This is a genomic window from Pseudomonas sp. BJa5 (assembly GCF_030272875.2).
Lineage (GTDB): Bacteria > Pseudomonadota > Gammaproteobacteria > Pseudomonadales > Pseudomonadaceae > Aquipseudomonas.
On the sequence record NZ_JALRNG020000046.1, the window covers coordinates 19198 to 41525 of the forward strand.

Consider the following 22328-nt stretch of genomic DNA (forward strand, 5'->3'; position numbering starts at 1 on the left):
TGAGTATACGGCGCCCTGCCATTACGCGGCAAAGCGTCGCGTAGATGCCGTTAGGCGATGGGACTGGTAGAATCGCCGCCGGTTCACACGAGGTTTATCCATGCACGATACCCACAGCGAAGGCATGAGTGGCAGCGAAACCCGCGCCGCAAGCGGCCTGGCCCTGGTGTTCGCCTTTCGCATGCTGGGCATGTTCATGGTCCTGCCGGTACTGGCGACCTATGGCATGGACCTGGCGGGCGCCACCCCGGCACTGATCGGCCTGGCCATCGGCGCCTATGGCCTGACCCAGGCATTCCTGCAGATTCCGTTCGGGATCATTTCCGACCGCATCGGTCGTCGCCCGGTGATTTACCTGGGCCTGGTCATCTTTGCCCTGGGCAGCGTACTGGCGGCCCAGGCCGACTCGATCTGGGGCGTGATCGCCGGACGAATCCTGCAAGGTGCCGGGGCGATTTCGGCGGCAGTGATGGCGCTGCTGTCAGACCTTACCCGCGAGCAACACCGGACCAAGGCCATGGCCATGATCGGCATGAGCATCGGTCTGTCGTTCGCCGTGGCCATGGTGGTCGGCCCCTTGCTGACCCGCGCTTTCGGCCTGTCCGGACTGTTCCTGGCCACCGCCGCCATGGCCCTGGTCGGCATCGGCCTGATCGCCTTCGTGGTGCCGGCGTCCCACGGGGCCTTGCAGCACCGGGAGTCGGGCGTGGCCAAGCAGGCCCTCGGCCCGACCCTGCGCCATCCCGACTTGCTGCGCCTGGACGTGGGTATCTTCGTCCTGCATGCGATCCTGATGGCCAGCTTCGTCGCCTTGCCCCTGGCCTTCGTCGAGCGCGGCGGCCTGCCCAAGGAAGAGCACTGGTGGGTGTACCTGACTGCCTTGCTGATCTCATTTTTTGCAATGATCCCGTTCATCATCTACGGCGAGAAAAAGCGCAAGATGAAACGTGTCCTGCTGGGCGCGGTCAGTGTGTTGATGCTCACCGAGCTGTTCTTCTGGCTGTCGGCAGACAACTTGCACCAACTGGTGATCGGCACCGTGATATTCTTTACTGCCTTCAACCTGCTGGAGGCATCCTTGCCTTCGCTGGTGAGCAAGGTGTCGCCCGCCGGCGGCAAGGGCACGGCCATGGGGGTGTATTCCACCAGCCAGTTCCTTGGTGCCGCGCTGGGAGGAATTCTCGGTGGCTGGTTGTTCCAGCACGGTGGCCTGAGCACGGTGTTCCTGGGCTGTGCAGCCCTGTGTGCACTGTGGTGGATCGTGGCCATCAGCATGCGTGAACCGCCGTACGTGACCAGCCTGCGCATGCCGTTGTCGGCCGAGGCGATCCGCGAGGCGGGACTGACCGAACGGCTGCTGGCCGTACCGGGTGTGACCGACGCAGTGGTGGTGGCCGATGAAGCCGCCATCTATATCAAACTTGATACACAAATTTTGGATCGCACGACCCTGGAGCGCCTGGTAAACCCGGCCTCCGAAGCGTGCGAAGCCTAGGAGAACGTTATGGCCCGTGGGGTTAACAAAGTCATTCTGGTCGGTACCTGCGGTCAGGATCCCGAAGTCCGCTACCTGCCCAACGGTAACGCCGTGACCAACCTGAGCCTGGCCACCAGCGAGCAGTGGACCGACAAGCAGACCGGCCAGAAGGTCGAGCGCACCGAGTGGCACCGCGTGTCGATGTTCGGCAAGGTTGCCGAGATCGCCGGCGAATACCTGCGCAAGGGTTCGCAGGTCTACATCGAAGGCAAGCTGCAGACCCGCGAGTGGGAAAAAGACGGCATCAAGCGCTACACCACCGAAATCATCGTCGACATGCAGGGCACCATGCAGCTGCTGGGCGGCCGTCCGCAGAACCAGGACGGTGGCAACCAGTACAACCAGGGCGGTAACCAGGGCGGCGGCAACTACAACCAGGCGCCACGCCAGCAGGCCCAGCGCCCGCAGCAAGCCCCTCAGCGTCCGGCGCCACAGCAGCCGGCTCCGCAGCCTGCACCTGATTTCGACAGCTTCGATGACGATATTCCGTTCTGATTCGAAACGCTGACCGCCACACCCTCAAGACGCCCGGTGCACCGCATCGGGCGTTTTGCTTTGTTACGACCAGCAATCCGCTTTCATCGCACTCCCGAAAATCTTGACTAGAGTATCAAGTGGCGGCCATCAATATGCCGCCACCGTGATCGTTCAAGAGACGCCGGCAATGCCCCGCGCGTCCACCACCTGATCAGGAGTGCACGATGGATCTCAACCGTCGGCAGTTCTTCAAGGTCGCCGCTGTCGGCCTTGGAGGTTCGAGCCTGGCTGCGTTGGGCATGGCCCCTACACCGGCCTTCGCCGAGCAGGTGCGTCACTTCAAGCTGGCGCACAGCAAGGAAACCCGTAACACCTGTCCGTACTGTTCGGTCGGCTGCGGCCTGATCATGTACAGCCAGGGCGACGCGGCGAAGAACGTAGCCCAGAACATCATCCACATCGAAGGCGACGCCGACCATCCGGTGAACCGCGGCACCCTGTGCCCGAAAGGCGCCGGCCTGCTCGACTTTATCCACAGCCCCAACCGCCTGCAGTACCCGCAGGTGCGCAAGCCGGGCAGTCAGGAATGGACCCGGGTATCCTGGGACGAGGCGCTCGATCGCATCGCCGACCTGATGAAGACCGACCGCGACGCCAACTTCGTCGAGAAAAATGCCCAGGGCCAGACGGTCAACCGCTGGCTGACCACGGGTTTCCTGGCCGCTTCGGCGTCCTCCAACGAAGCCGGCTACATGACCCACAAGGTCATCCGCAGCCTCGGCATGCTGGGATTCGATAACCAGGCACGTGTCTGACATGGCCCGACGGTGGCAAGTCTTGCCCCGACGTACGGCCGTGGAGCCATGACCAACCACTGGACCGATATCGCCAACGCGAATCTGATCCTGGTGATGGGTGGCAACGCTGCAGAAGCCCACCCCTGTGGCTTCAAATGGGTAACCGAGGCCAAGGCCCACAACCAGGCCCGGCTGATCGTGGTCGACCCGCGTTTTACCCGGACCGCTTCGGTGGCCGACTATTACGCGCCGATCCGTACCGGCACGGATATCGCCTTCATGGGCGGGCTGATCAATTACCTGCTGACAGAAGACAAGATCCAGCACGAATACGTGCGCAACTACACCGACGTGGCGTTCATCGTCAAAGCCGGCTTCAGCTTCGAGGATGGCCTGTTCAGCGGTTATGACGCGGCCAAGCGCAGCTACACCGACAAGTCCGGCTGGGGCTACGAGATGGGCGAGGACGGTTTTGCCAAGGTCGACCCGACCCTGCAGGACCCGCGTTGCGTCTATCAGCTGATGAAACAGCACTACAGCCGCTACACCCTGGAGCTGGCCAGCCAGATCTGCGGCATGCCGGTCGACAGCCTGCGCAAGATCTGGGAAGAGATCGCCACCTGCTCGCAACCGGGCAAGACCATGACGATTCTCTATGCCCTGGGCTGGACCCAGCATTCGATCGGCTCGCAGATCATCCGCAGTGCGGCCATGGTCCAGTTGTTGCTGGGCAACGTCGGCATGCCGGGGGGCGGGGTCAACGCCCTGCGCGGTCACTCCAATATCCAGGGCCTTACCGACCTGGGCCTGCTCTCCAACCTGCTGCCGGGCTACCTGTCGCTGCCGGCGGATGCCGAGCAGGACTACGACGCCTACATCGCCAAACGGGCGCCCAAGCCGATACGGCCGGGGCAGCTGTCCTACTGGCAGAACTACGGCAAGTTTCACGTGAGCCTGATGAAAGCCTGGTACGGCGCCAACGCCACGGCCGATAACCATTGGGGCTACGACTACCTGCCGAAGCTGGATATCGCCGGTTACGACGTGTTGAAGATGTTCGACATGATGGCCAAGGACCAGGTCAACGGTTACTTCTGCCAGGGCTTCAACCCGATTGCCGCCTTGCCGGACAAGAACCGCGTCACCGCCGCCCTGAGCAAGCTCAAGTGGCTGGTGGTGATGGACCCGCTGGCCACCGAGACCTCGGAGTTCTGGCGCAATGCCGGGCCGTTCAACGATGTCGACTCGGCCAAGATCCAGACCGAGGTGATCCGCCTGCCCACCACCTGCTTTGCCGAGGAAGACGGCTCGCTGGTCAACAGCAGCCGCTGGCTGCAATGGCACTGGAAGGGCGCCGAAGGGCCGGGCCAGGCCCGTACCGACGTGTGGATCATGACGGCGCTGTTCCTGCGCCTGCGCGAGCGATACCAGCGCGAGGGCGGGGCCTGGGCCGAATCCATCCTCAAGCTCAACTGGCCCTACAAGGTGCCCCATGAGCCCTCGCCGGAGGAAATCGCCAAGGAGTTCAACGGTTACGCCGTGGCCGACCTCACCGACGCCACCGGGGCGACGATCAAGGCCGGGCAGCAACTGGGCGGCTTCGCCCAGCTCAAGGACGATGGCAGCACCGCTTCGGGCTGCTGGATCTTCTGCGGCAGCTGGACCGAGCAGGGCAACCAGATGGCCCGGCGCGACAACGCCGACCCGTTCGGCATGAAGCAGAACCCGGGTTGGGCCTGGGCCTGGCCGGCCAACCGGCGGATCCTCTACAACCGCGCCTCGGCCGACCTGCAGGGCAAACCCTGGTCGCCGCACAAGCGCCTGGTGTGGTGGAACGGCAAGGCCTGGGGCGGTACCGACGTGCCGGACTACAAGGTTGATGTGGCACCGGAAGCGGGGATGAGCCCGTTCATCATGAACCCGGAAGGCGTGGCGCGTTTCTTCGCCCTCGACAAGATGGCCGAAGGGCCGTTCCCCGAGCACTACGAGCCGTTCGAAACGCCCATCGGTATCAACCCCCTGCACCCGAACAACAAGCAGGCGACCAGCAACCCGGCCGGCCGCGTGTTCGATTCGGTGTGGGACAGCCTCGGGCAAGCCAAGGACTTCCCGTATGCCGCCACCAGCTACCGCTTGACCGAGCACTTCCACTTCTGGACCAAGCATTGCCCGATCAATGCCGTGACCCAGCCGGAGCAGTTCGTCGAGATCGGCGAGGCGCTGGCCAAGGAGAAGGGCATCGCCGCCGGCGACCGCGTGCGTGTCACCTGCAAGCGCGGGCATATCGAGGCCGTGGCGGTGGTGACCAAGCGCATACGTCCGCTGCAGGTCAACAACCAGACCGTGCACCAGATCGGCATTCCGCTGCACTGGGGCTTTACCGGCGTGACCCGCCACGGCTACCTGACCAACACCCTGGTGCCGTTTCTCGGTGACGGTAATACCCAGACCCCGGAATCCAAGTCGTTCCTGGTCAACGTGGAGAAAATCTGATGGCCAGCCAAGACATCATTGCCCGTTCGGCCACCACCACGCCGCCGCCGTCGATCCGCCAGCAGGAAGAGGTGGCCAAGCTGATCGACACCACCAAGTGCATCGGCTGCAAGGCCTGCCAGGTCGCCTGCTCGGAATGGAACGAGCTGCGTGACGAGGTCGGCCACAGCTACGGCACCTACGACAACCCCCACGACCTGAGCGCAGAGACCTGGACCCTGATGCGCTTCACCGAGCATGAAAACGCCGAGGGCAACCTGGAGTGGCTGATCCGCAAGGACGGCTGCATGCACTGCGCCGATCCCGGTTGCCTGAAGGCCTGCCCGAGCCCCGGGGCGATCATCAAGCACGCCAACGGCATCGTCGACTTCAACCAGGACCACTGCATCGGTTGCGGCTACTGCATCACCGGTTGCCCGTTCAACATCCCGCGGATTTCGCAGAAGGACCACAAGGCCTACAAGTGCACCCTGTGTTCCGACCGCGTGGCCGTGGGGCTGGAGCCGGCCTGCGTGAAAACCTGCCCGACCGGGGCGATCGTGTTCGGCAGCAAGGAGGACATGAAGGAGCATGCCGCCGAGCGCATCGTCGACCTCAAGTCGCGCGGCTTCGCCAACGCCGGCCTGTACGACCCCGATGGCGTCGGCGGTACCCATGTGATGTACGTGCTGCACCATGCCGACCAGCCGAAACTGTATGCCGGCCTGCCGGACCAGCCGGTGATCAGCCCGATGGTGGCGCTGTGGAAAGGCGTGAGCAAACCGCTGGCGCTGCTGGCCATGGGCGCGGCGGTGCTGGCCGGGTTCTTCCATTACGTGCGGGTCGGCCCGCAGCGGGTGGAGGAGGACGAGCACCCGAGCGCGCCGGACACCAGCGTGCACGTCGTCGATCCGACGGTGCATGTGTATGACCCAGGCAAATCCAGCGGGCCAGGGGAGGAACGACCATGAGCGACAAACCCATCCTGCGCTACAACGCCAATGAGCGGAGCAACCACTGGCTGGTGGCGATCCTGTTCATTCTGGCCGGGTTGTCGGGGCTGGCGCTGTTCCATCCGGCGCTGTTCTGGCTCAGCCACCTGTTCGGCGGCGGGCCCTGGACGCGGATCCTGCACCCGTTCCTGGGTCTGGCGATGTTCGTGTTTTTCCTCGGCCTGGTGATTCGCTTCTGGCGTGCCAATGTATTCATCAGCAATGACCGGCTGTGGCTGCGGCGCATCGACCGGGTGATGCGCAACGAGGAGGAGGGCGTGCCGCCGATCGGCAAGTACAACCCCGGACAGAAGCTACTGTTCTGGACCCTGCTGCTGTGCATGCTGGTGCTGCTGTTCAGCGGCGTGGTGATCTGGCGCGCCTGGTTCAGTCAGTACTTCGGCATCGGTTCGATCCGCCTGGCCACTTTGCTCCATGCTCTGGCGGCCTTCGTGCTGGTGCTGAGCATCATCGTGCATATCTACGCCGGGATCTGGATCAAGGGCTCGGGGAGCGCGATGTTGCATGGCTGGGTCAGCCGCGCCTGGGCGAAAAAGCACCATGAGCTATGGTATCGGGAAGTGACCCGCGACGATCCGCAGGACCCGCACATCAGCAAAAAAGGATGATGGCTTGAGTACGATTCTCGAACCCGGGCAGATCGAAGCGGCGGCCAGTGCGCCGCCGTTTCTGCACCTGCCACCCGCGAACCTGTTCGCCCTGCGGGCGGCGCGTCTGGACAGCCTGGCCGCAGACCATGCGCTGGGCGACTACCTGCGGCTGATCGCCAGCTTGTGCCGGATTCAGCAGAGCCTGCTGGATGAGCCACCGCTGGCACCTCCCCTGGACAGCGAGCGCCAGCGCTTGTGCCTGGAGCACGGTTTGCCGCCGCTGGCGGCCGACAGCCTGGTGCGCGAGGGGCAGTGGCTGGCCTGGCTGGATGCGCTGTTGCAGCGCTTTCCTTCACCGGCTGGCGCCGAACTCAAGGCTGCAGTCAGCACCTTGGGCGACGCCAGCGCCGAGCAGCGCAAGCTGTGGGGCATCGCCTTGCTGACCGGGCAGTACAACGCCGTGCCGGCAGCGCTGGTGCCCTTCCTCGGCGCGGCCCTGCAAGCGGCCTGGAGCCACTGGCTGTTGAGCCTGCCAGGCACTACGCTCAAACCCGGCGACAACCTCTGCCAGTGCCCGGCCTGCGGCTCGCCGGCCATGGCCGGGGTGATCCGCCACCGGGGCAAGTTCAACGGCCTGCGCTACCTGGTGTGCTCGCTGTGTGCCTGCGAGTGGCATGCGGTGCGGGTCAAGTGCATCTATTGCGAGCAGAGCAAGGGGCTTGAGTACTTCAATCTCGAGGATGATCGCCATGCCGCCGGCAAGGCGCCGCTGCGGGCCGAGTGTTGTCCGGGTTGCAAGGTCTACCTCAAGCAGCTCTACCTGGAGTGCGATGCCGAGGCCGAAGCCTTGTCGGCGGACCTGGCGAGCCTGGCCCTGGACCTGCGCCTGGACCAGGAGGGCTACCAGCGACTGGCACCGAACCTGATGCTGGCGCCCTAGGGTCTACACTCAGGTTTTTGTGGGAATGTGTGGGAGCTGGCGAAGCCTGCGATCGACCGCGAAGCGGTCGTGATCCGGACGCAGAAAATGTGTCACCCGGGCCGGGCTCATCGCCGGCCCGGGCGGCTCCCACAGTGGATATGGCCGGAGCCTTTGAATGCCTGTAAATGTCACGACGCTCGCTGCTCGCTTACCCTCCATCGACACCCTGCTGCGCCATCCCGCCTGCCTTGCGCTGATCGACCGCTATGGCCGTGATGCTTTGCTGGCCACCTTGCGCCAGTTGCTCGATGACCTGCGCGAACCGGCCCGCCAGGGCCAGCTGGACGCGTCTGAGCTGGCACCGGCGGTGCTGGCCGGGCGAGCGGGCGAACGCCTGGCGGTCCAGCACCGCAGCCAGGTACGGCGGGTGTTCAACCTCACGGGCACGGTGCTGCACACCAACCTTGGCCGGGCGTTGCTGCCGGACGAAGCCATCGACGCGGTGCAGATGGCCGCGCGCTACCCGCTGAACCTAGAATTCGACCTGGCCACCGGCAAGCGCGGCGACCGCGACGACCTGATCGAAGGCCTGATCCGCGAGCTGACCGGTGCCGAGGCCGTCACCGTGGTCAACAACAATGCCGCGGCGGTGCTGCTGGCGCTCAACAGCCTGGGCGCGCGCAAGGAAGGCATCATCTCCCGCGGTGAGCTGATCGAGATCGGCGGCGCCTTTCGCATCCCCGACATCATGGTCCGGGCCGGGGTCAAGCTGCATGAGGTGGGCACCACCAACCGCACCCACGCCCGCGACTACGAAGCCGCCATCGGCCCGCGCAGCGGCCTGCTGATGCGCGTGCATTGCAGCAACTACAGCATCCAGGGCTTCACCACCCAGGTGTCGACAGCGGAGTTGGCGCAGCTGGCGCACCGGCACGAGCTGCCCTTGCTGGAAGACCTGGGCAGCGGCAGCCTGCTCGACCTCACGCGCTGGGGCCTGCCGGCCGAGCCCACGGTGCGCCAGGCCCTGGTCGACGGTGCCGACATCGTTACCTTCAGCGGCGACAAACTACTGGGCGGGCCCCAGGCCGGCATCATCGTCGGCCGCAAGGCGCTGATCAGCAGGATCAAGAAGAATCCCCTCAAGCGTGCCCTGCGGGTCGACAAGCTGACCCTGGCCGCTCTGGAAGCAGTGCTGGGCCTGTACCGCAACCCTGACCGCCTGGCGGAGCGCCTGCCCAGCCTGCGCCTGCTGACCCGTCCCCAGGCCGAGATCCTCGCCCAGGCCCGGCGCCTGGCACCGGTGCTGGCACAGGTGCTCGGCGAGCAGTGGCAGGTCGAGGCAGTGCCGGCCTTGAGCATGATCGGCAGCGGCAGCCAACCCGTCGCCCGCTTGCCCAGCGCCGCGCTGTGCCTGCGCCCGCAACAGGCCCGGCGCTGGCGCGGGCGTAGCCTGCTCGGTCTGGAAGCGGCACTGCGAACGCTGCCGATCCCGGTGCTCGGGCGCATCGATGACGATGCCCTGTGGCTCGATTTGCGTCAGCTGGATGACGAGGCGGGCTGGCTGGCGCAGTTGTCCGGGCTGCAACTGGCGGAGGCCTTGAGGTGATCGTCGGCACCGCCGGGCACATCGACCACGGCAAGACCTCCTTGCTCGAAGCACTGACCGGCCAGGCCGGGGACCAGCGCCGGGAGGAGCGCGAACGCGGCATGACCATCGACCTGGGCTATCGCTACGCTTCGCTGCAAGAAGGCGCGCCCTTGACCGGCTTTATCGATGTGCCGGGGCACGAGCGTTTTATCCACAACATGCTGGCCGGTGCCCAGGGCGTCGACCTGGTGTTGCTAGTGGTGGCAGCGGATGACGGGGTGATGCCCCAGACCCGCGAGCACCTGGCCATCGTCGAACTGCTGGGTATTCCCCGTGTGCTGGTGGCGATCAGCAAGTGCGACCGGGTCGAACCGGAGCGGGTGCGGGAGGTGGGGGCACAAGTGGCTGCCTTGCTGGCAGCCGGTCCGTATGCGGACGCTGCACAGTTCCCGCTCTCCAGCGTGACCGGCGACGGTGTCGATACCTTGCGCCGGGCGTTGCTCGAAGCCCAGGGCCAGATCCGCGAACGCAGCCGACGGGGCGGCTTTCGCCTGGCAATAGACCGCGCCTTTGCCGTGGCCGGGGCGGGCATCGTGGTCACCGGCACGGCGCTGGATGGCCAGGTCCAGCTGGGCGACACCCTGGTGCTGGGCCGGGCGGCAAAGCCGGTGCGGGTGCGCGGGCTGCATGCGCAGAACCAGTCGGTGGTCGAGGCCTGGGCCGGGCAGCGGGTGGCCTTGAACATCAGCGCCGAGCGCCTGGAGCTGGCGCAGATTCACCGTGGCGACTGGCTGCTCGCCGAGTGGCTGCATGCGCCAACCCAGCGGGTCGATATCGAGCTGCAACTGCTGGCCAGCGAGACCCGCAGTTTTATCCATTTCAGCCCGGTCCACGTGCACCTGGGCACCCAGGATGTCACGGCGCGGGTGGCCTTGTTGCAGGGCGAGCAATTGTTGCCCGGTGGCCGCATGTTCGCCCAGTTGCAGGTCAATGCGCCGTTGCAGGCGGTGCATGGTGATCGCCTGGTGCTGCGCGACCACAGCGCGCAACGCACCCTCGGCGGCGGCCGGGTGCTCGATCCCTTCGCCCCGGCGCGCCAGCGGCGTAGCGAGGCACGCCTGGCCCAGTTGCAGGGGCTGGCCAGTGCCGACAGCCTGGAGCAGGCCTTGCCGGTATTGCTGGCCAACGATGAGACCGGCCTTGATCCGCAGCACCTGGAGCGGCAGTTCAACCGTCTGCGCAGCAGCTGGAAGCTGCCGGCCGAGGTGAGCGTCATTGCCACACGCCAAGGCCCCTTGTTGTTCACCGACGCGCGCTGGCAGGCGCTGAAACAGGCGGTGCTGGCGCAACTGGCGCAATTCCATGAACAGGAGCCCGACCAGCTCGGTCCTGACCGCGATCGCCTGCGACGCTTTGCAGCCTTGCCGCTGGAGCGCCCGGCGTTCATCAGCCTGCTCGATGACTTGCTGGCCAGCGGCGCGGTGGTCGGCAACGGGCCCTGGTTGCATCTGCCCGAGCATCGGGTACGCCTGAGCGATGCCGACACCGCGCTCTGGCAGCAACTGCAGCCAATGCTGGCGCAAGGCGGCTTCGATCCGCCCTGGGTGCGTGACCTGGGCAGGGTGGCGGCGGTAGAGGAAGCAGAGGTTCGACTGTTGCTGCGCAAGCTGGCGAGGCTGGGGCAAGTGCACCAGGTGGTACGCGATCTGTTCTATCCTGAGGCCACGATCCGACAAATGGCAGCTATGCTCTTGCAGCTGGCCAGTGACGATCCGGTGGTGCAGGTGGCGGCCTTTCGCGATGTGCTGGGCATTGGTCGCAAACGCAGCATCCAGGTGCTGGAGTATTTTGATCGCATCGGCTTGACCCGGCGGGTCGGTGACCGGCGTCAGGTCCGTGCCGACAATGCCCTGGCACAAGCACCAGGGCACTGAGTTCAAGGAAGGCAATCGCGCCCGGTGGCGCGGCCGGGCTTCAAACCCGGTTGGGGACGGCAGCCGTTCCCGGGCAGGTTCGACTCCCGCTGCCTTCCGCCACTTTCTACTGCGCCCGTTCCCCGCACAGGTCCAGGGCGAACCAGTATTCGGCCGCTTGCACATCGAGGCCCGCACCCAGCAGGGCGAACATCTTGCCCAGCGCGGCTTCGCGGGTCATGCCGCCACCACTGACCAGCCCGGTGTCGCGCAAGCGGCTACCGGCGGCGTAGGTGTCGAAATGCACGGCCCCTTGCGGACACTGGCTGATGGCGGCGATCAGCACGCCGCCTTCGCGGGCGTCGTGCAGGGCGTCGAGCAGGTCCTGGTCATCGGAAGGCCCGGTACCGCTGCCGTAGCATTCCAGCAACAGGCCTTGCACGCCGCTGCCGAGCAGGGCGCGCAAATGACTCACCTGCAAGCCCGGGAACACCGGCAGCACCGCCAGGTTCACGGTGTGGCGTGGCTGTCGGTAGTCCAGGCGCGCCGGTACTGCGTCGACACGCTGACCGTCGCGCTGGCGTGGCAGGCTGGCAAAGGCATCGAAGGCTTCGCTGCGCAGTTTCGAGGTGCGGGCGCCGTGCAGCAGCTGGCCGTGGAAGTACAGCTGCACGCCGTTCTCGATGCCCGTGGCCATCAACTGCAGGGCGCCGCCCAGGTTGCCCCAGGCGTCGCTGTCCGGGGCGCCGGCAGGCAGCATCGAGCCGGTCAGCAGCACCGGCACCGGCAGGCCCAGCAGCAGGAACGACAGGGCCGCGGCGCTGTAGGCCAGGGTGTCGGTGCCGTGCAGCAGCAGGACACCGTCATGGCCGTCGCGCTCCACCGCCTCGACAATCGCATCACGCATGGCCAGCCAGTTGGCTTGCTGCATGTTGGCGCTGTCGAGCAGTGGCGTCAGCTCGCGCAGGCGCCAGTTCAGTGCCGGGGCATCCGCCTGCTGATCGAAGTGGGCGCGCATGCGCGCCTCGAAGCCGCCGGCGGGGGCCAGGCCTTGTGGCGTCTCAAGCATGCCGATGGTGCCTCCGGTGTAGAGGACCAGCAGATTCTTGACGGCGCGCATTTCAGTTCTGCACCTGGGCGGTGGCGGCGCGGACATCGGCCTTGGCGTCGACCACCGGGTTGACCGGCCAGGCGTCGCGGTCCAGGTCCAGGTCGGCGAAGCGTGCGGCGTCGAATACCGGCTGCTGGATGCCGGCGCGGCGCTGTTCGTCGTAGTCGCGCATCACCCGCAGGCCGACCTTGAACAGCAGGGCCAGGGCCACCAGGTTGACGAATGCCAGGCAGGTCATGGTGATGTCGGCGAAGGCGAACACGGTCGACAGGTTCTGCACCGAGCCCCAGAGGATCAGCAGCAGCACCAGGCCGCGGTAGCCCAGCAGCACCGCACGGTTGCGGGTGAAGAACTGCAGGCTGGTCTCGCCCAGGTAGTAGTTGTAGAGGATGCAGGTGAAGACGAACAGCGACAGCGCCACGCTGACGAAGATCCGGCCCCAGTCACCGACCACCGCGGCCAGGGAGTTCTGGGTCAGGGCGATGCCGTCACCTTCGAAGCCCGGGGTGTAGAAGCCCGACAGCAGGATCAGCAGGGCGGTGCAGGTGCAGATCACGAAGGTATCGAGGAACACGCTGAACGCCTGGACCACGCCTTGTGCGGCCGGGTGCTTGACGGCCGCCACGGCGGCTACGTTCGGCGCACTGCCAAGGCCGGCTTCGTTGGCGAACACACCGCGCTTCACGCCCATGACAATGGCGCTGCCCAGCAGGCCGGCAAAGGCCGGGTCGAGGCCGAAGGCGCTTTTGATGATGGTTTCGAGCATGGCAGGCACGTGTTCGATCTGGGTGAAGATCACATACAGGGTCACACCAATGTACGCCAGGGTCTTGACCGGCACCAGCAGATCGGACACTGCGGCGATGCGCTTGATGCCGCCGAGGAACACCAGGCCCAGCAGCACGGCGAGGGCGATGCCGGTGTACTTGGGTTCGAAACCGAAGGCATTCTGCAGCGAGTGGGTCACCGTGTAGGACTGCAGGCCGTTGAAGGTGAAGCCGTAGGTCACCAGCAGCAGGATCGCGAACACCACCGCCAGCCAGCGCAGTTTCAGGCCGTGCTGGATGTAGTAGGCCGGGCCGCCACGGTACAGGCCGTCACCGTCGCTGCGCTTGTAGACCTGGGCCAGGGTACATTCGAAGAAGCTGCTGGACATGCCCACCAGTGCGGTGACCCACATCCAGAACACCGCGCCTGGGCCGCCCAGGGTTACGGCGATGCCGACACCGGCGATGTTACCGGCACCGACGCGACCGGCCAGGCTCAGCATCAGTGCCTGGAACGAGCTCAGCTGGCCAGCCTGGCCGCGCAGGGATTCCTTGAACACACTGAACATATGGCCGAAGTGGCGGAACTGGACGAAACGGGAGCGGATGGTGAAGTAACCGCCGAGTCCGACGATCAGTACGATGAGAAGCTTCCCCGAAAGGAAATCATTGAGCGCTTCGAGCATGGGAAAACCTCGATTCTTATTCTTTGCATGAAAAGACAGCGGGTCCGGTGTCGATGCACCGGTATCCGATGCGCGCATGGTTGGCCAAGATAAATATGGTTACAATTTCGCGGGTTGCTCTGAGTTGATGCGACTTGATGCTAAAATGGCGTCTGTCGCATCACCTGGAACGGCTCGCATGAGCGAAAACCTCGGCATCAACCTCAAACTCGCCTGCAGTCACTACCGCTCTATCTCGGAGGTTTGCCGGCAGCTTTCGATCAACCGCGCGCAGTTCAACAAGTACCTGAGCGGGCAAAGCCAGCCGACCCCCTTCAATCTCAAGCGCATCGGCGACTTCTTCGGCGTCGAGGACTATGAGCTGGGTTTGCCGCCCGAGCAGTTCGCCCGCCTGATCGGCGCGCGCAATCCGGCCGCGGTCACGACCGCAGCGCAAGACCCACTCAGCGAGCTGCTGCGCCCGCTGCGCGAGCAGGGCGGCAACCTGTCGCGCTACTGCGGTTACTACTTCGAATACTCCAACTGCATGTCGGTGCCGGGCACCATCCTGCTGTCGCTGGTGCACCTGCGCGAAGAGCGCGGCACCTACCTGTTCGAGCGCCAGGAGCGCCAGGAGCGTTCAAGCAGCACCGATGTGCAGGCCGAGGACTGGGTGCGCTGTCGCTACCTGGGTGCGGCGTTCCAGTTGCAGGACCGGCTGTTCCTCATCGACTACGAGTCGCTGACGGTCAACGAAATGAGCCAGACCATCCTCATCCCCAGCTTCAAGAGCCGCATCACCCGCCTCAATGGCCTGAAAACCGGTGTATCCAGCGGCGACCGACGCACACCGGCCTGCACCCGGGTGGTCTGGGAGTACCTGGGCACCGAGATCAACCGCATCAGCGCCTACCGCCAGGTCAAGCTGTATCGCCCGGACGACCCGCGCATCGACGAGGACGTGCGCGAGCGGCTGAAGGTCGGGGAGATCAGCAACGGCCTGTTCGAGATCGAGTGAGTCTCAACCCAACAGCAGGTCGGCGACGGTGTTCGCCACTTGATCGGCCACCTCCGGCGCGCTACGCAAATGCGCGGCAATGCCGTGGTCGCAATCGGCGAGCAGCAGGCACTCCAGATGCGGTGGCGGCACGGCACCGAGCAGGCCGCGGGTGACTTCTTCCGGGATCGGGCTGTAACGCTCGGCGCCGGCCAGCCACAGGGTGCCGGCCGAGGTGCCTGCTCCATGCCCGTAGCGGTGCGAATTGAGCCCGTCGTATTCGCCCATCACCAGCAGCACGCGGCCCTGGAACTGGCGCAGGAATTCGAAGCTGTCGCAGTCGAGAAAGCCGTAAGGCTTGCTGATCGCCGCCTTGAACGCCGGGCCGAAGGGCGCCTGATGGGCGGCATCGGGATAAATGGCCGGACAGATCAGCACCAGGGTATCGATGGCCGGTGTTTGCGCCGCCAGCTTCAGGGCAATGGCGGCGCCCAGGCTGTGACCTATCAACGTGCGACAGCGGGGCGCGATATGGCGGTGAAAGCGCCGTGCTTCCTCAAGATTGCTGGCCAGCGACGGCTCGGCTGCGCCCGGCTCGCTGGCCAGACTGTGGCCGGACAGGTTGCCGGTGAGCGAACCGATACCCAGCTGTTGCAGGCGGTACAGCAGCGGGTTGAGTCGGGTGAAGTCCGAGCGCGCGCCACCGACGACGAACACCGGCGCGGCACGTTCCTGGTCGGGGATCAGCAAGCGGGCCTGTTGTTGGTAAGCGCCGAAGGACTCGGTGATGAACTGCTCCTGGCCGAAGCAGGGTTCGTCGAATTGCCAGGTGGAGCGCTGGGTCGAGTTCGTTTCAAAATGCATGAAAGCCGCCTGGAGGAAATGATGACGCTGCCACTCGCCCGCGCGAACGAATGAGCTAGCTTTTAACCCGGTCTTCGTCTGCGCAACAGTCAGTTGATTCCGGGCGAAGTATAAGCAGTATCCTGAACGCTGCACTGGCCCTGCGTTGGACTTCCCCCGCCGGAAACCGCAAAATGCGCCATTCCCTCAATCAACCTGATCGGACCTGCTGACTCTATGCGAATGCGCCTGATGCTGTTGGGTGGTGGAAATGCCCTCGGGCAAGCGCTGATTCGCCTCGGAGCCGAGGAAGACATCGGCTTTCTGGCACCGCGTCCGCCGGAAAACGGCTGGGATCCGGCCAGCCTGACCCAGCTGCTGGATGACACCCGCCCCGATGCGCTGGTGAACCTGGCCTACTACTTCGACTGGTTCCAGGCCGAGTCGGTCAGCGAACAGCGCCTGGCCCTGCAGGAGCGCTCGGTGGAGCGCCTGGCCGAGTTGTGCCAGCACCACAACATTATCCTGGTCCAGCCGTCGAGCTACCGGGTGTTCGATGGCTCGCGGGCCACGGCCTACAGCGAGAAGGACGAGCCGGTGCCCCTGGGCCTGCGTGGCCAGGCACTGTGGCGCATCGAGCAGAGCGTGCGGGCAACCTGTCCGCAGCACGTGATGCTGCGCTTTGGCTGGCTGCTCGACGAGAGCATCGATGGCGTGCTGGGGCGCTTCCTGACCCGCGCCGAACAGCCCCAGGAGCTGCTGCTGGCCGATGACCGCCGTGGCAACCCGACGCCGGTGGACGACGCCGCCCGGGTGATTCTCTCGGTCCTCAAGCAGCTCGATTGCGCCGCGCCCCTTTGGGGCACCTATCACTACGCCGGCAACGAAGCCACCACGCCGCTGGCGCTGGGACAGGCTATCCTCTCTGAGGCATCCCAGCTGCACAAGCTGGCTGTCGAGGCGCCGACCGCGCAGGCCCATGCCGCACGGCCGGATGCCAGCGAAGAGCCGCAACACGCCGTGCTGGCCTGCAAGAAAATTCTGCACACATTCGGCATCAAACCCCGCGCCTGGCGTGCCGGTTTGCCGCCCCTACTGGATCGATTCTATCGACATGGCTGATGCTCCAATTCTGATCACCGGTGGCGCAGGCTTCATCGGTTCCCACCTCAGTGACGCGTTGCTGGAAAAGGGCTACGCGGTACGCATCCTCGATGACCTGTCCACCGGCAAGCCCGGTAACCTGCAGATCGACAACCCCAGGCTCGAACTGATCGAAGGCGACGTGGCCGATGCCGACCTGGTCCTGCGCGCGGCAGCCGGCTGCCAGGCCGTGGTGCACCTGGCGGCGGTGGCTTCGGTGCAGGCGTCGGTGGACGATCCGGTGAAAACCCACCAGAGCAACTTCATCGGCACCTTGAATGTCTGCGAGGCCCTGCGCATCAACGGCATCAAGCGCGTGCTGTTCGCTTCCAGTGCGGCGGTCTACGGCAACAACGGTGAAGGCCTGGCGATCGATGAAGACACCCCCAAGGCACCCTTGACCCCTTATGCGGTCGACAAACTGGCGGGCGAGCAGTACCTGGACTTCTACCGTCGCCAGCACGGCCTGGAGCCGGTGGTGTTCCGCTTCTTCAACATCTTCGGCCCGCGCCAGGATCCGTCCTCGCCGTATTCGGGTGTGATCAGCATCTTTTGCGAACGGGCCCTGAAAGGACAGCCCATCACCCTGTTCGGCGATGGCGAGCAGACCCGTGACTTCGTCTATGTCGGTGATCTGGTCACGGTAATGGTCCAGGCCCTGGAGCAGGCGCAGGTCGAAGAGGGTGCGGTGAATATCGGCCTGAGCAAGGCCACTTCGCTGAACCAGTTGCTGGCGGCGTTGAAGTCGGTGGTGGGCGAGTTGCCGGCGATCAGCCATGGGCCGGCGCGTTCGGGCGACATCCGTCATTCGCGGGCGAACAACCAGCGTCTGCTGACGCGTTTTAAGTTCCCCGAACCGACGCCGATGGCCGAGGGGCTGGCGCGCTTGTTGGGGCGCTAAGGCCTGAAATGCATCGCGGGGCAAGCCCGCTCCTACGGTAGGAGCGGGCTTGCCCCGCGATTGACGTTAACGCTGACTTAGAACTTGTAACCCACACCCACCATGTAGACCCATGGATCGACATCCACGTCGACCTTGGTCCTGCTCACACCCAGCGCGCTCGGGCCGTCCATGGTGGCCTCGGTATCGATGTCCACGTACCAGACGGCGGCGTTGACCAGGAAATGGTCGGTGATCATGTAGTCCATACCCAGTTGCCCGGCCAGGCCGAACGAGTCCTTGAGTTCCAGGTTGCTGAAGCCCTGGGCCTTGCGGTTGCTGCTCAGGTCTTCGTCGAAGAACAGGGTGTAGTTCAGGCCGATACCGGCGTACGGCTGGAACTTCGAGCTCGGCTCCATCGGGTAGTACTGCAACGACAGGGTCGGTGGCAGTTGCTTGATGTCGCCCAGCTTGCCGTCCAGGCCAGGGCCCAGGCCCTTGACGCCGACGGTGTGCTGGAACGGGGTGGCAGCCAGCAGTTCCAGGCCAATGTGGTCGGTCAGCATGTAGGCGAAGGTCAGGCCCAGTTGGGTGTCGCTGTCCAGGGTTGCCTTGGTGCCGGACACCTTGGTGCCGTCGAGCTTGATGTCACCGCTGTCCTCGTTGGGAGCGGTGGTGATCGCGCCGGCACGCATGATGATGTCGCCAGCCTGGTGGGCATGGGCAACAGGGGCTGCAAACGCCAGGGCAATAAGCGAGGCGCTGAGCAAGGACTTGTTCATGGAAGCTCCCAAAGGACGTTTAGAATTGGATGGGTCCAATGGTAAGGAGCTTGCGGACTGGCGATTTGACACAGCTCAATGAAAGCGTCAAAGCCGCGGCGGGGGCCATTCATTCTAGTTCATAGGCGTAGATTTTCTCGGCATCCATCTGGTAGCCGGCATCGGCCAGTTCGCTGCTGGCGGTCTTCACCTGCATCCGCCCTTCGATCCAGTAGGGTTGGTAGAGGTCTTCGACGCGAACCCCCATTTCGCTGGCGACGTGCACGATCTGGTTCGACGGCGGTGGGGGCACATGGATGCAGGCACCGTAATACGGCACCAGGAGAAACTCGGTGGTGCGGCCTTCTTCACTGACTTCCAGTGGCACGATATAGCCCGGCAAGCGTACCTGCTGGCCATCCAGCGCCTTGACCACCGGGGCATCGGGCACCTGCTGGCGGGCCGCGGGGGCGGATTCGGCGGCCAGGGCGTCACCCAGTTGCGACAGGTCATGCATCGGCGCCAGGGCCTGGCGGATCAGCGACGCCCCCGGCGGGACCAGCTGCGACCATTCAAGGGTGCGTGGCTCGCCGGCCCACAGGGGCGTGACCACCAGCAGCAACAGCGACAGCAGAACACGGGGCATGGCGGTTCTCACAGGTGAATGGACAGGCCGTCCGCCAGGGACTGCCGGTAGGCTCGCCAGGCTGGCACGCTACCCATCAGCAGCGCGGCGGCGAGGATGATCGCCAACAGGCTCCACTCATGGGGGCTGGGCCAGGCCAGGGGCAGGAACAGGCCGTAGTTGGCCTGCACATAGCCCTGGGCCAGGGCGATCCCCAGGTACAGCAAGCCCAGCCCTGCGAGGATGCCGGCCACTGCCAGGGCCAGCGCTTCGAGCACCAGCAGCCCGGCGATGTGCCAGGGGCGGGCGCCGACCGAACGCAGGATCGCCATCTCCCGACGGCGTTCGTTGAGGCTGGTGAGGATGGCCGTGAGCATGCCGATCAGCCCGGTCAGCACCACGAACAGCGAGACCACGAACAGCGCCTGCTCGGCGGTGCCCATCAGGCTCCAGAGTTCCTGCAGGGCGACCCCGGGCAAGATCGCCAGCAGGGGCTCGTTGCGGTACTCGTTGATCTCCCGCTGCAGGCTGAAGGTGGCGATCTTGTTGTTCAGGCCGAGCATGACGGCGGTGATGGCCGCAGGCTTGAGGTCCATGTGGCGTGCCTGCTCGGCACTGACCTTGCCCGCCCCGCGAGCCGGTATGCCGTTGTGCCAGTCGATGTGGATCGCTTCCATGCCGCCCAGGCTGATGTGCAGGGTGCGATCGACAGGCGTGCCGGTGCGCTGCAGTACCCCGACCACGGTGAACGGCTTGTCGTCATGCTTGACCAGGCTGACGGCGGCCACGCCATGGGCCAGCACCAGCTGGTCGCCAAGCTTGTAGTGCAGCGCTTCGGCCACCTCGGCACCCAGCACCACTTCGAAGGGGTCGCTGGCGAATGCCCGGCCCTGGGCCAGTTGCAGGTTCTGCCGGCGGCCGTACTGATAATGCTCGAAATAGCTGGCGGTGGTGCCCATCACCCGGTAGCCGCGATGGGAGTCGCCCAGGGAAATGGGGATCGCCCATTTCACCCGCTTGTCGTTGGCGTAGTGTTCGTAACTGTCCCAGCGGATGTTGTTGGTGGCATTGCCGATGCGAAATACCGAGTAAAGCAAGAGGTTCACCGAGCCTGAGCGGGCGCCGACGATCAGGTCGGTGCCGCTGATGGTGCTGGCGAAGCTGGCGCGGGCTTCGGTGCGGACCCGTTCCACGGCCAGCAGCAGGCACACCGACAGGGCGATGGCAAAAGCGGTCAGCAAGGCGGTGAAGCGGCGGTTGGCCAGGCTGGCCAGGGCAAGGCGGAGCAGGTACATCAGGCCTCCAGGTCACTGGCCGGGCGGGCCGCGCGGTTGAGTTCAAGCAGCGAAAGCTGGCGGTCGAACAACGGCGCCAGGCTCTGGTCGTGGCTGACGAACAGCAGGCTGGAACCGGCGTCGCGGCATTCGGCGAACAGCAGGCGGATGAAGGCTTCGCGGGTGTCGGCATCGAGTGCCGAGGTCGGTTCGTCGGCGATCACCAGCTCCGGCTGGCCGATCAGCGCGCGGGCGGCGGCAACCCGCTGTTGCTGGCCGATGGACAGGCTGTCGGCGCGGCGTGCGAGCAACCCGGGATCTTTCAGGCCCAGGTGGGCCAGCAGGGTGGCAGCAGCCTGGTCGATGCTGCCGTGGCGCTCGCTGGCGCGTCGTGCACGGGTGGGCGAGAAGCGGCAGGGCAGTTCGACGTTTTCCCGGACCGACAGAAACGGCAGCAGGTTGAACTGCTGGAAGATGTAGCCGGTGTGATCGACACGAAAACGGTCCCGGGCCGCCAGCTTCAGCTGCGCAAGGTCCTGGCCGAGCAGGCGGATACAGCCACGGTCGGGCTTTTGCACGCCACCGAGCAGGCCGAGCAGGGTGGTCTTGCCACTGCCGCTCGGGCCTTTGAGAAACAGGGATTCGCCTGCCTGCAGGCGCAAGGCCGGAATATCCAGCAGAGGGGCTTGCCCCGGCCAGGCAAAGCCCAGGTCGGTCAGTTCAATCAGTGCCTGGCTCATAGAGTGACGCCCGGGTTGCCCCGGGGCGCTTCGCTGCAAAGTGGCTGTCAGAAGGTGATCGAGGCGTTGGCCGGGGTCGCTTCGACACCCTGCTGGCCGCTGGGCCCGATCAGTTGTAGCTGAATTTTCCGGGTGGCAGGGAAGGCCTTGAACAACGGGCCGAGGTCCAGGGCCTTGAGCTGCTCGGGATTCTCGCACTGCAGCCGGTAATGGGCGTGGATATCGCTGTGGTCATGACCGGCCTCGTCGGCATCGTCATCGACTGCCGGTTGGTCGCCGAACAGCGGGCTTTGCAGTTCCTGGTCAGTCTCGCTGCAGTTCGCGGCCTTGGGCAGGGCGAACAGCGCCAGGGGCTTTTCCAGCTGGGCGCGTACGGCGGCGACCCTGGCCTTGTCGGCATCGCTGCTGGCGGCATGTTCGAAGCCCACCAGGTTCATCGCCGGGCTGTCCAGCTCCAGTTCCAGGGCCTTGCCATCGAGCACTGCGTTGACGCGGGCAGCCCCGTGCTCGTGGGCAGCAAGGCTGCCATGGGCGTGGTCGTGATCATGGTCGTGGTCCTCATGGGCATGAGCGATGGCCAGGGGCAGCAAGGCGAACGGCAAGGCAAGCAACAGACGACGCATGAACAGGACTCCACGAGAGCACGGGATTTGATTTAGTAATGTTATAACAACTTATTCTCGCGATGCCAGTGTCGCTTGGCGCGGGGTCGTCGCCGTGGGAGCATGGAGCCGTCACTGTGCAGAGGAAATGACCGTGCGAATTCGTGGACATATCGGCGATTGGCCGGTGGATCTGACCCTGGAACTGGAGCCGGCGGAGTGGGCACAGCTGGGAGGGCAGTTGTCTGCCGTGGCGCCTGTTGCAACGTCAGCGGCAACCGCAGCGGTGCCGGCAGCACGGCCGGACGATGCGCTCTGGCAGGCGGCGCGTGAAGTGCTGCGCCAGGCCGGACAGCTCAACGGGCCGGAACTGCTCGAACACCTGGAAGGGTTGGCGGGCAATGTTGCGGCGGGCAAGCGCCTGCTGGTGCGTTTGCGCCACAGTGCCGAAGTGAAGGTGGAAAGCGGGGCGGATGCGCCGGTGTATCACTGGGTGGGGTGATTGGTGGTGCAGCTATCGCGGGGCAAGCCCCCGACGAAACCGCCGTTTGGGGGGGGCATGGGGCGCCAGGCAGGCAAAGCGGCCACGGGAACCAGGAGCGACAGCAGCT

20 protein-coding genes and 1 tRNA gene are annotated in these 22328 nt (G+C 65.2%); 13 read left to right on the top strand and 8 right to left on the bottom strand.

Annotation, left to right across the window (positions count from 1 at the left end):
- Positions 1–100 precede the first annotated feature (100 nt).
- The 9 genes from M2D63_RS22230 (at position 101) to M2D63_RS22270 (ending at position 11432) form a co-directional block, all read left to right on the top strand.
- Complete coding sequence (locus M2D63_RS22230) at positions 101–1495, top strand: MFS transporter (RefSeq protein WP_285865175.1); 1395 nt, start codon at positions 101–103, stop codon at positions 1493–1495.
- Positions 1496–1504: 9 nt separating this feature from the next.
- On the top strand, positions 1505–2032 hold the full coding sequence (locus M2D63_RS22235) for a single-stranded DNA-binding protein (RefSeq protein ID WP_285865176.1): 528 nt from the start codon (positions 1505–1507) through the stop codon (positions 2030–2032).
- Positions 2033–2238: 206 nt separating this feature from the next.
- Positions 2239–5304: a formate dehydrogenase-N subunit alpha gene (gene fdnG / locus M2D63_RS22240; protein ID WP_285865178.1), complete on the top strand. Its 3066-nt coding sequence runs from the start codon at positions 2239–2241 to the stop codon at positions 5302–5304.
- Positions 5304–6254 carry a formate dehydrogenase subunit beta gene (gene fdxH / locus M2D63_RS22245; protein ID WP_285865179.1) on the top strand — a complete coding sequence of 317 codons (951 nt, stop codon included), beginning with the start codon at positions 5304–5306 and terminating at the stop codon, positions 6252–6254. Before fdnG ends, fdxH begins: the two co-directional genes overlap by 1 nt.
- The gene (locus tag M2D63_RS22250; RefSeq protein ID WP_285865180.1) at positions 6251–6904 is read left to right on the top strand and encodes a formate dehydrogenase subunit gamma; all 654 of its coding nucleotides are present in this window, start codon (positions 6251–6253) and stop codon (positions 6902–6904) included. Before fdxH ends, M2D63_RS22250 begins: the two co-directional genes overlap by 4 nt.
- Positions 6905–6908: 4 nt before the next feature.
- Positions 6909–7826, top strand: a complete 918-nt coding sequence (gene fdhE / locus M2D63_RS22255; protein ID WP_285865181.1) for a formate dehydrogenase accessory protein FdhE — start codon at positions 6909–6911, stop codon at positions 7824–7826.
- A 157-nt stretch (positions 7827–7983) separates the two neighbouring features.
- On the top strand, positions 7984–9414 hold the full coding sequence (selA, locus tag M2D63_RS22260; RefSeq protein ID WP_285865182.1) for an L-seryl-tRNA(Sec) selenium transferase: 1431 nt from the start codon (positions 7984–7986) through the stop codon (positions 9412–9414).
- Positions 9411–11330 carry a selenocysteine-specific translation elongation factor gene (gene selB / locus M2D63_RS22265; protein WP_285865184.1) on the top strand — a complete coding sequence of 640 codons (1920 nt, stop codon included), beginning with the start codon at positions 9411–9413 and terminating at the stop codon, positions 11328–11330. The genes selA and selB overlap by 4 nt, the downstream gene beginning before the upstream one ends.
- A gap of 6 nt (positions 11331–11336) precedes the next feature.
- Positions 11337–11432, top strand: a tRNA-Sec gene (locus M2D63_RS22270).
- 4 nt (positions 11433–11436) lie between these two features.
- Here the strand turns inward: M2D63_RS22270 and M2D63_RS22275 are convergent.
- Together M2D63_RS22275 and M2D63_RS22280 are read right to left on the bottom strand one after the other, a co-directional pair.
- Positions 11437–12429 (bottom strand): asparaginase, encoded by a 993-nt coding sequence (locus tag M2D63_RS22275; RefSeq protein WP_285865185.1) that lies wholly within the window; start codon positions 12427–12429, stop codon positions 11437–11439.
- A 1-nt stretch (position 12430) separates the two neighbouring features.
- A complete protein-coding gene (locus M2D63_RS22280; RefSeq protein ID WP_285865187.1) occupies positions 12431–13873 on the bottom strand; it encodes a sodium:alanine symporter family protein in 1443 nt (480 codons plus the stop codon).
- A 178-nt stretch (positions 13874–14051) separates the two neighbouring features.
- Here M2D63_RS22280 and M2D63_RS22285 point away from each other — a divergent pair, with 178 nt between their 5' ends.
- Positions 14052–14870, top strand: a complete 819-nt coding sequence (locus tag M2D63_RS22285) for a helix-turn-helix transcriptional regulator (RefSeq protein ID WP_285865189.1) — start codon at positions 14052–14054, stop codon at positions 14868–14870.
- A 3-nt stretch (positions 14871–14873) separates the two neighbouring features.
- Here the strand turns inward: M2D63_RS22285 and M2D63_RS22290 are convergent, their stop codons facing one another.
- Complete coding sequence (locus M2D63_RS22290; protein WP_285865191.1) at positions 14874–15713, bottom strand: alpha/beta hydrolase; 840 nt, start codon at positions 15711–15713, stop codon at positions 14874–14876.
- Positions 15714–15929: 216 nt separating this feature from the next.
- On the opposite strand from M2D63_RS22290, the gene M2D63_RS22295 reads away from it, so the two are divergent.
- Both M2D63_RS22295 and M2D63_RS22300 read left to right on the top strand, forming a co-directional pair.
- Entirely contained in the window at positions 15930–16814 is an 885-nt protein-coding gene (locus M2D63_RS22295) for a sugar nucleotide-binding protein (protein ID WP_285865192.1), read from the top strand.
- Positions 16807–17736, top strand: a complete 930-nt coding sequence (locus tag M2D63_RS22300) for an NAD-dependent epimerase/dehydratase family protein (RefSeq protein ID WP_285865194.1) — start codon at positions 16807–16809, stop codon at positions 17734–17736. Before M2D63_RS22295 ends, M2D63_RS22300 begins: the two co-directional genes overlap by 8 nt.
- Positions 17737–17813: 77 nt before the next feature.
- Here the strand turns inward: M2D63_RS22300 and M2D63_RS22305 are convergent, their stop codons facing one another.
- From M2D63_RS22305 to M2D63_RS22325, 5 genes are all read right to left on the bottom strand, one after another.
- Entirely contained in the window at positions 17814–18497 is a 684-nt protein-coding gene (locus tag M2D63_RS22305) for an OmpW family protein (RefSeq protein WP_285865196.1), read from the bottom strand.
- A 109-nt stretch (positions 18498–18606) separates the two neighbouring features.
- Positions 18607–19122: a DUF3299 domain-containing protein gene (locus tag M2D63_RS22310; RefSeq protein ID WP_285865197.1), complete on the bottom strand. Its 516-nt coding sequence runs from the start codon at positions 19120–19122 to the stop codon at positions 18607–18609.
- 8 nt (positions 19123–19130) lie between these two features.
- Positions 19131–20396, bottom strand: a complete 1266-nt coding sequence (locus M2D63_RS22315; RefSeq protein ID WP_285865199.1) for an ABC transporter permease — start codon at positions 20394–20396, stop codon at positions 19131–19133.
- On the bottom strand, positions 20396–21115 hold the full coding sequence (locus tag M2D63_RS22320) for an ABC transporter ATP-binding protein (protein ID WP_285865201.1): 720 nt from the start codon (positions 21113–21115) through the stop codon (positions 20396–20398). Before M2D63_RS22320 ends, M2D63_RS22315 begins: the two co-directional genes overlap by 1 nt.
- Before the next feature lie 47 nt (positions 21116–21162).
- Positions 21163–21738, bottom strand: coding sequence for a DUF2796 domain-containing protein (locus tag M2D63_RS22325; protein WP_285865203.1), 576 nt, complete (start codon positions 21736–21738; stop codon positions 21163–21165).
- Between the two features lie 133 nt (positions 21739–21871).
- On the opposite strand from M2D63_RS22325, the gene M2D63_RS22330 reads away from it, so the two are divergent.
- Positions 21872–22219, top strand: coding sequence for a hypothetical protein (locus tag M2D63_RS22330; RefSeq protein WP_285865204.1), 348 nt, complete (start codon positions 21872–21874; stop codon positions 22217–22219).
- Positions 22220–22328 lie beyond the last annotated feature (109 nt).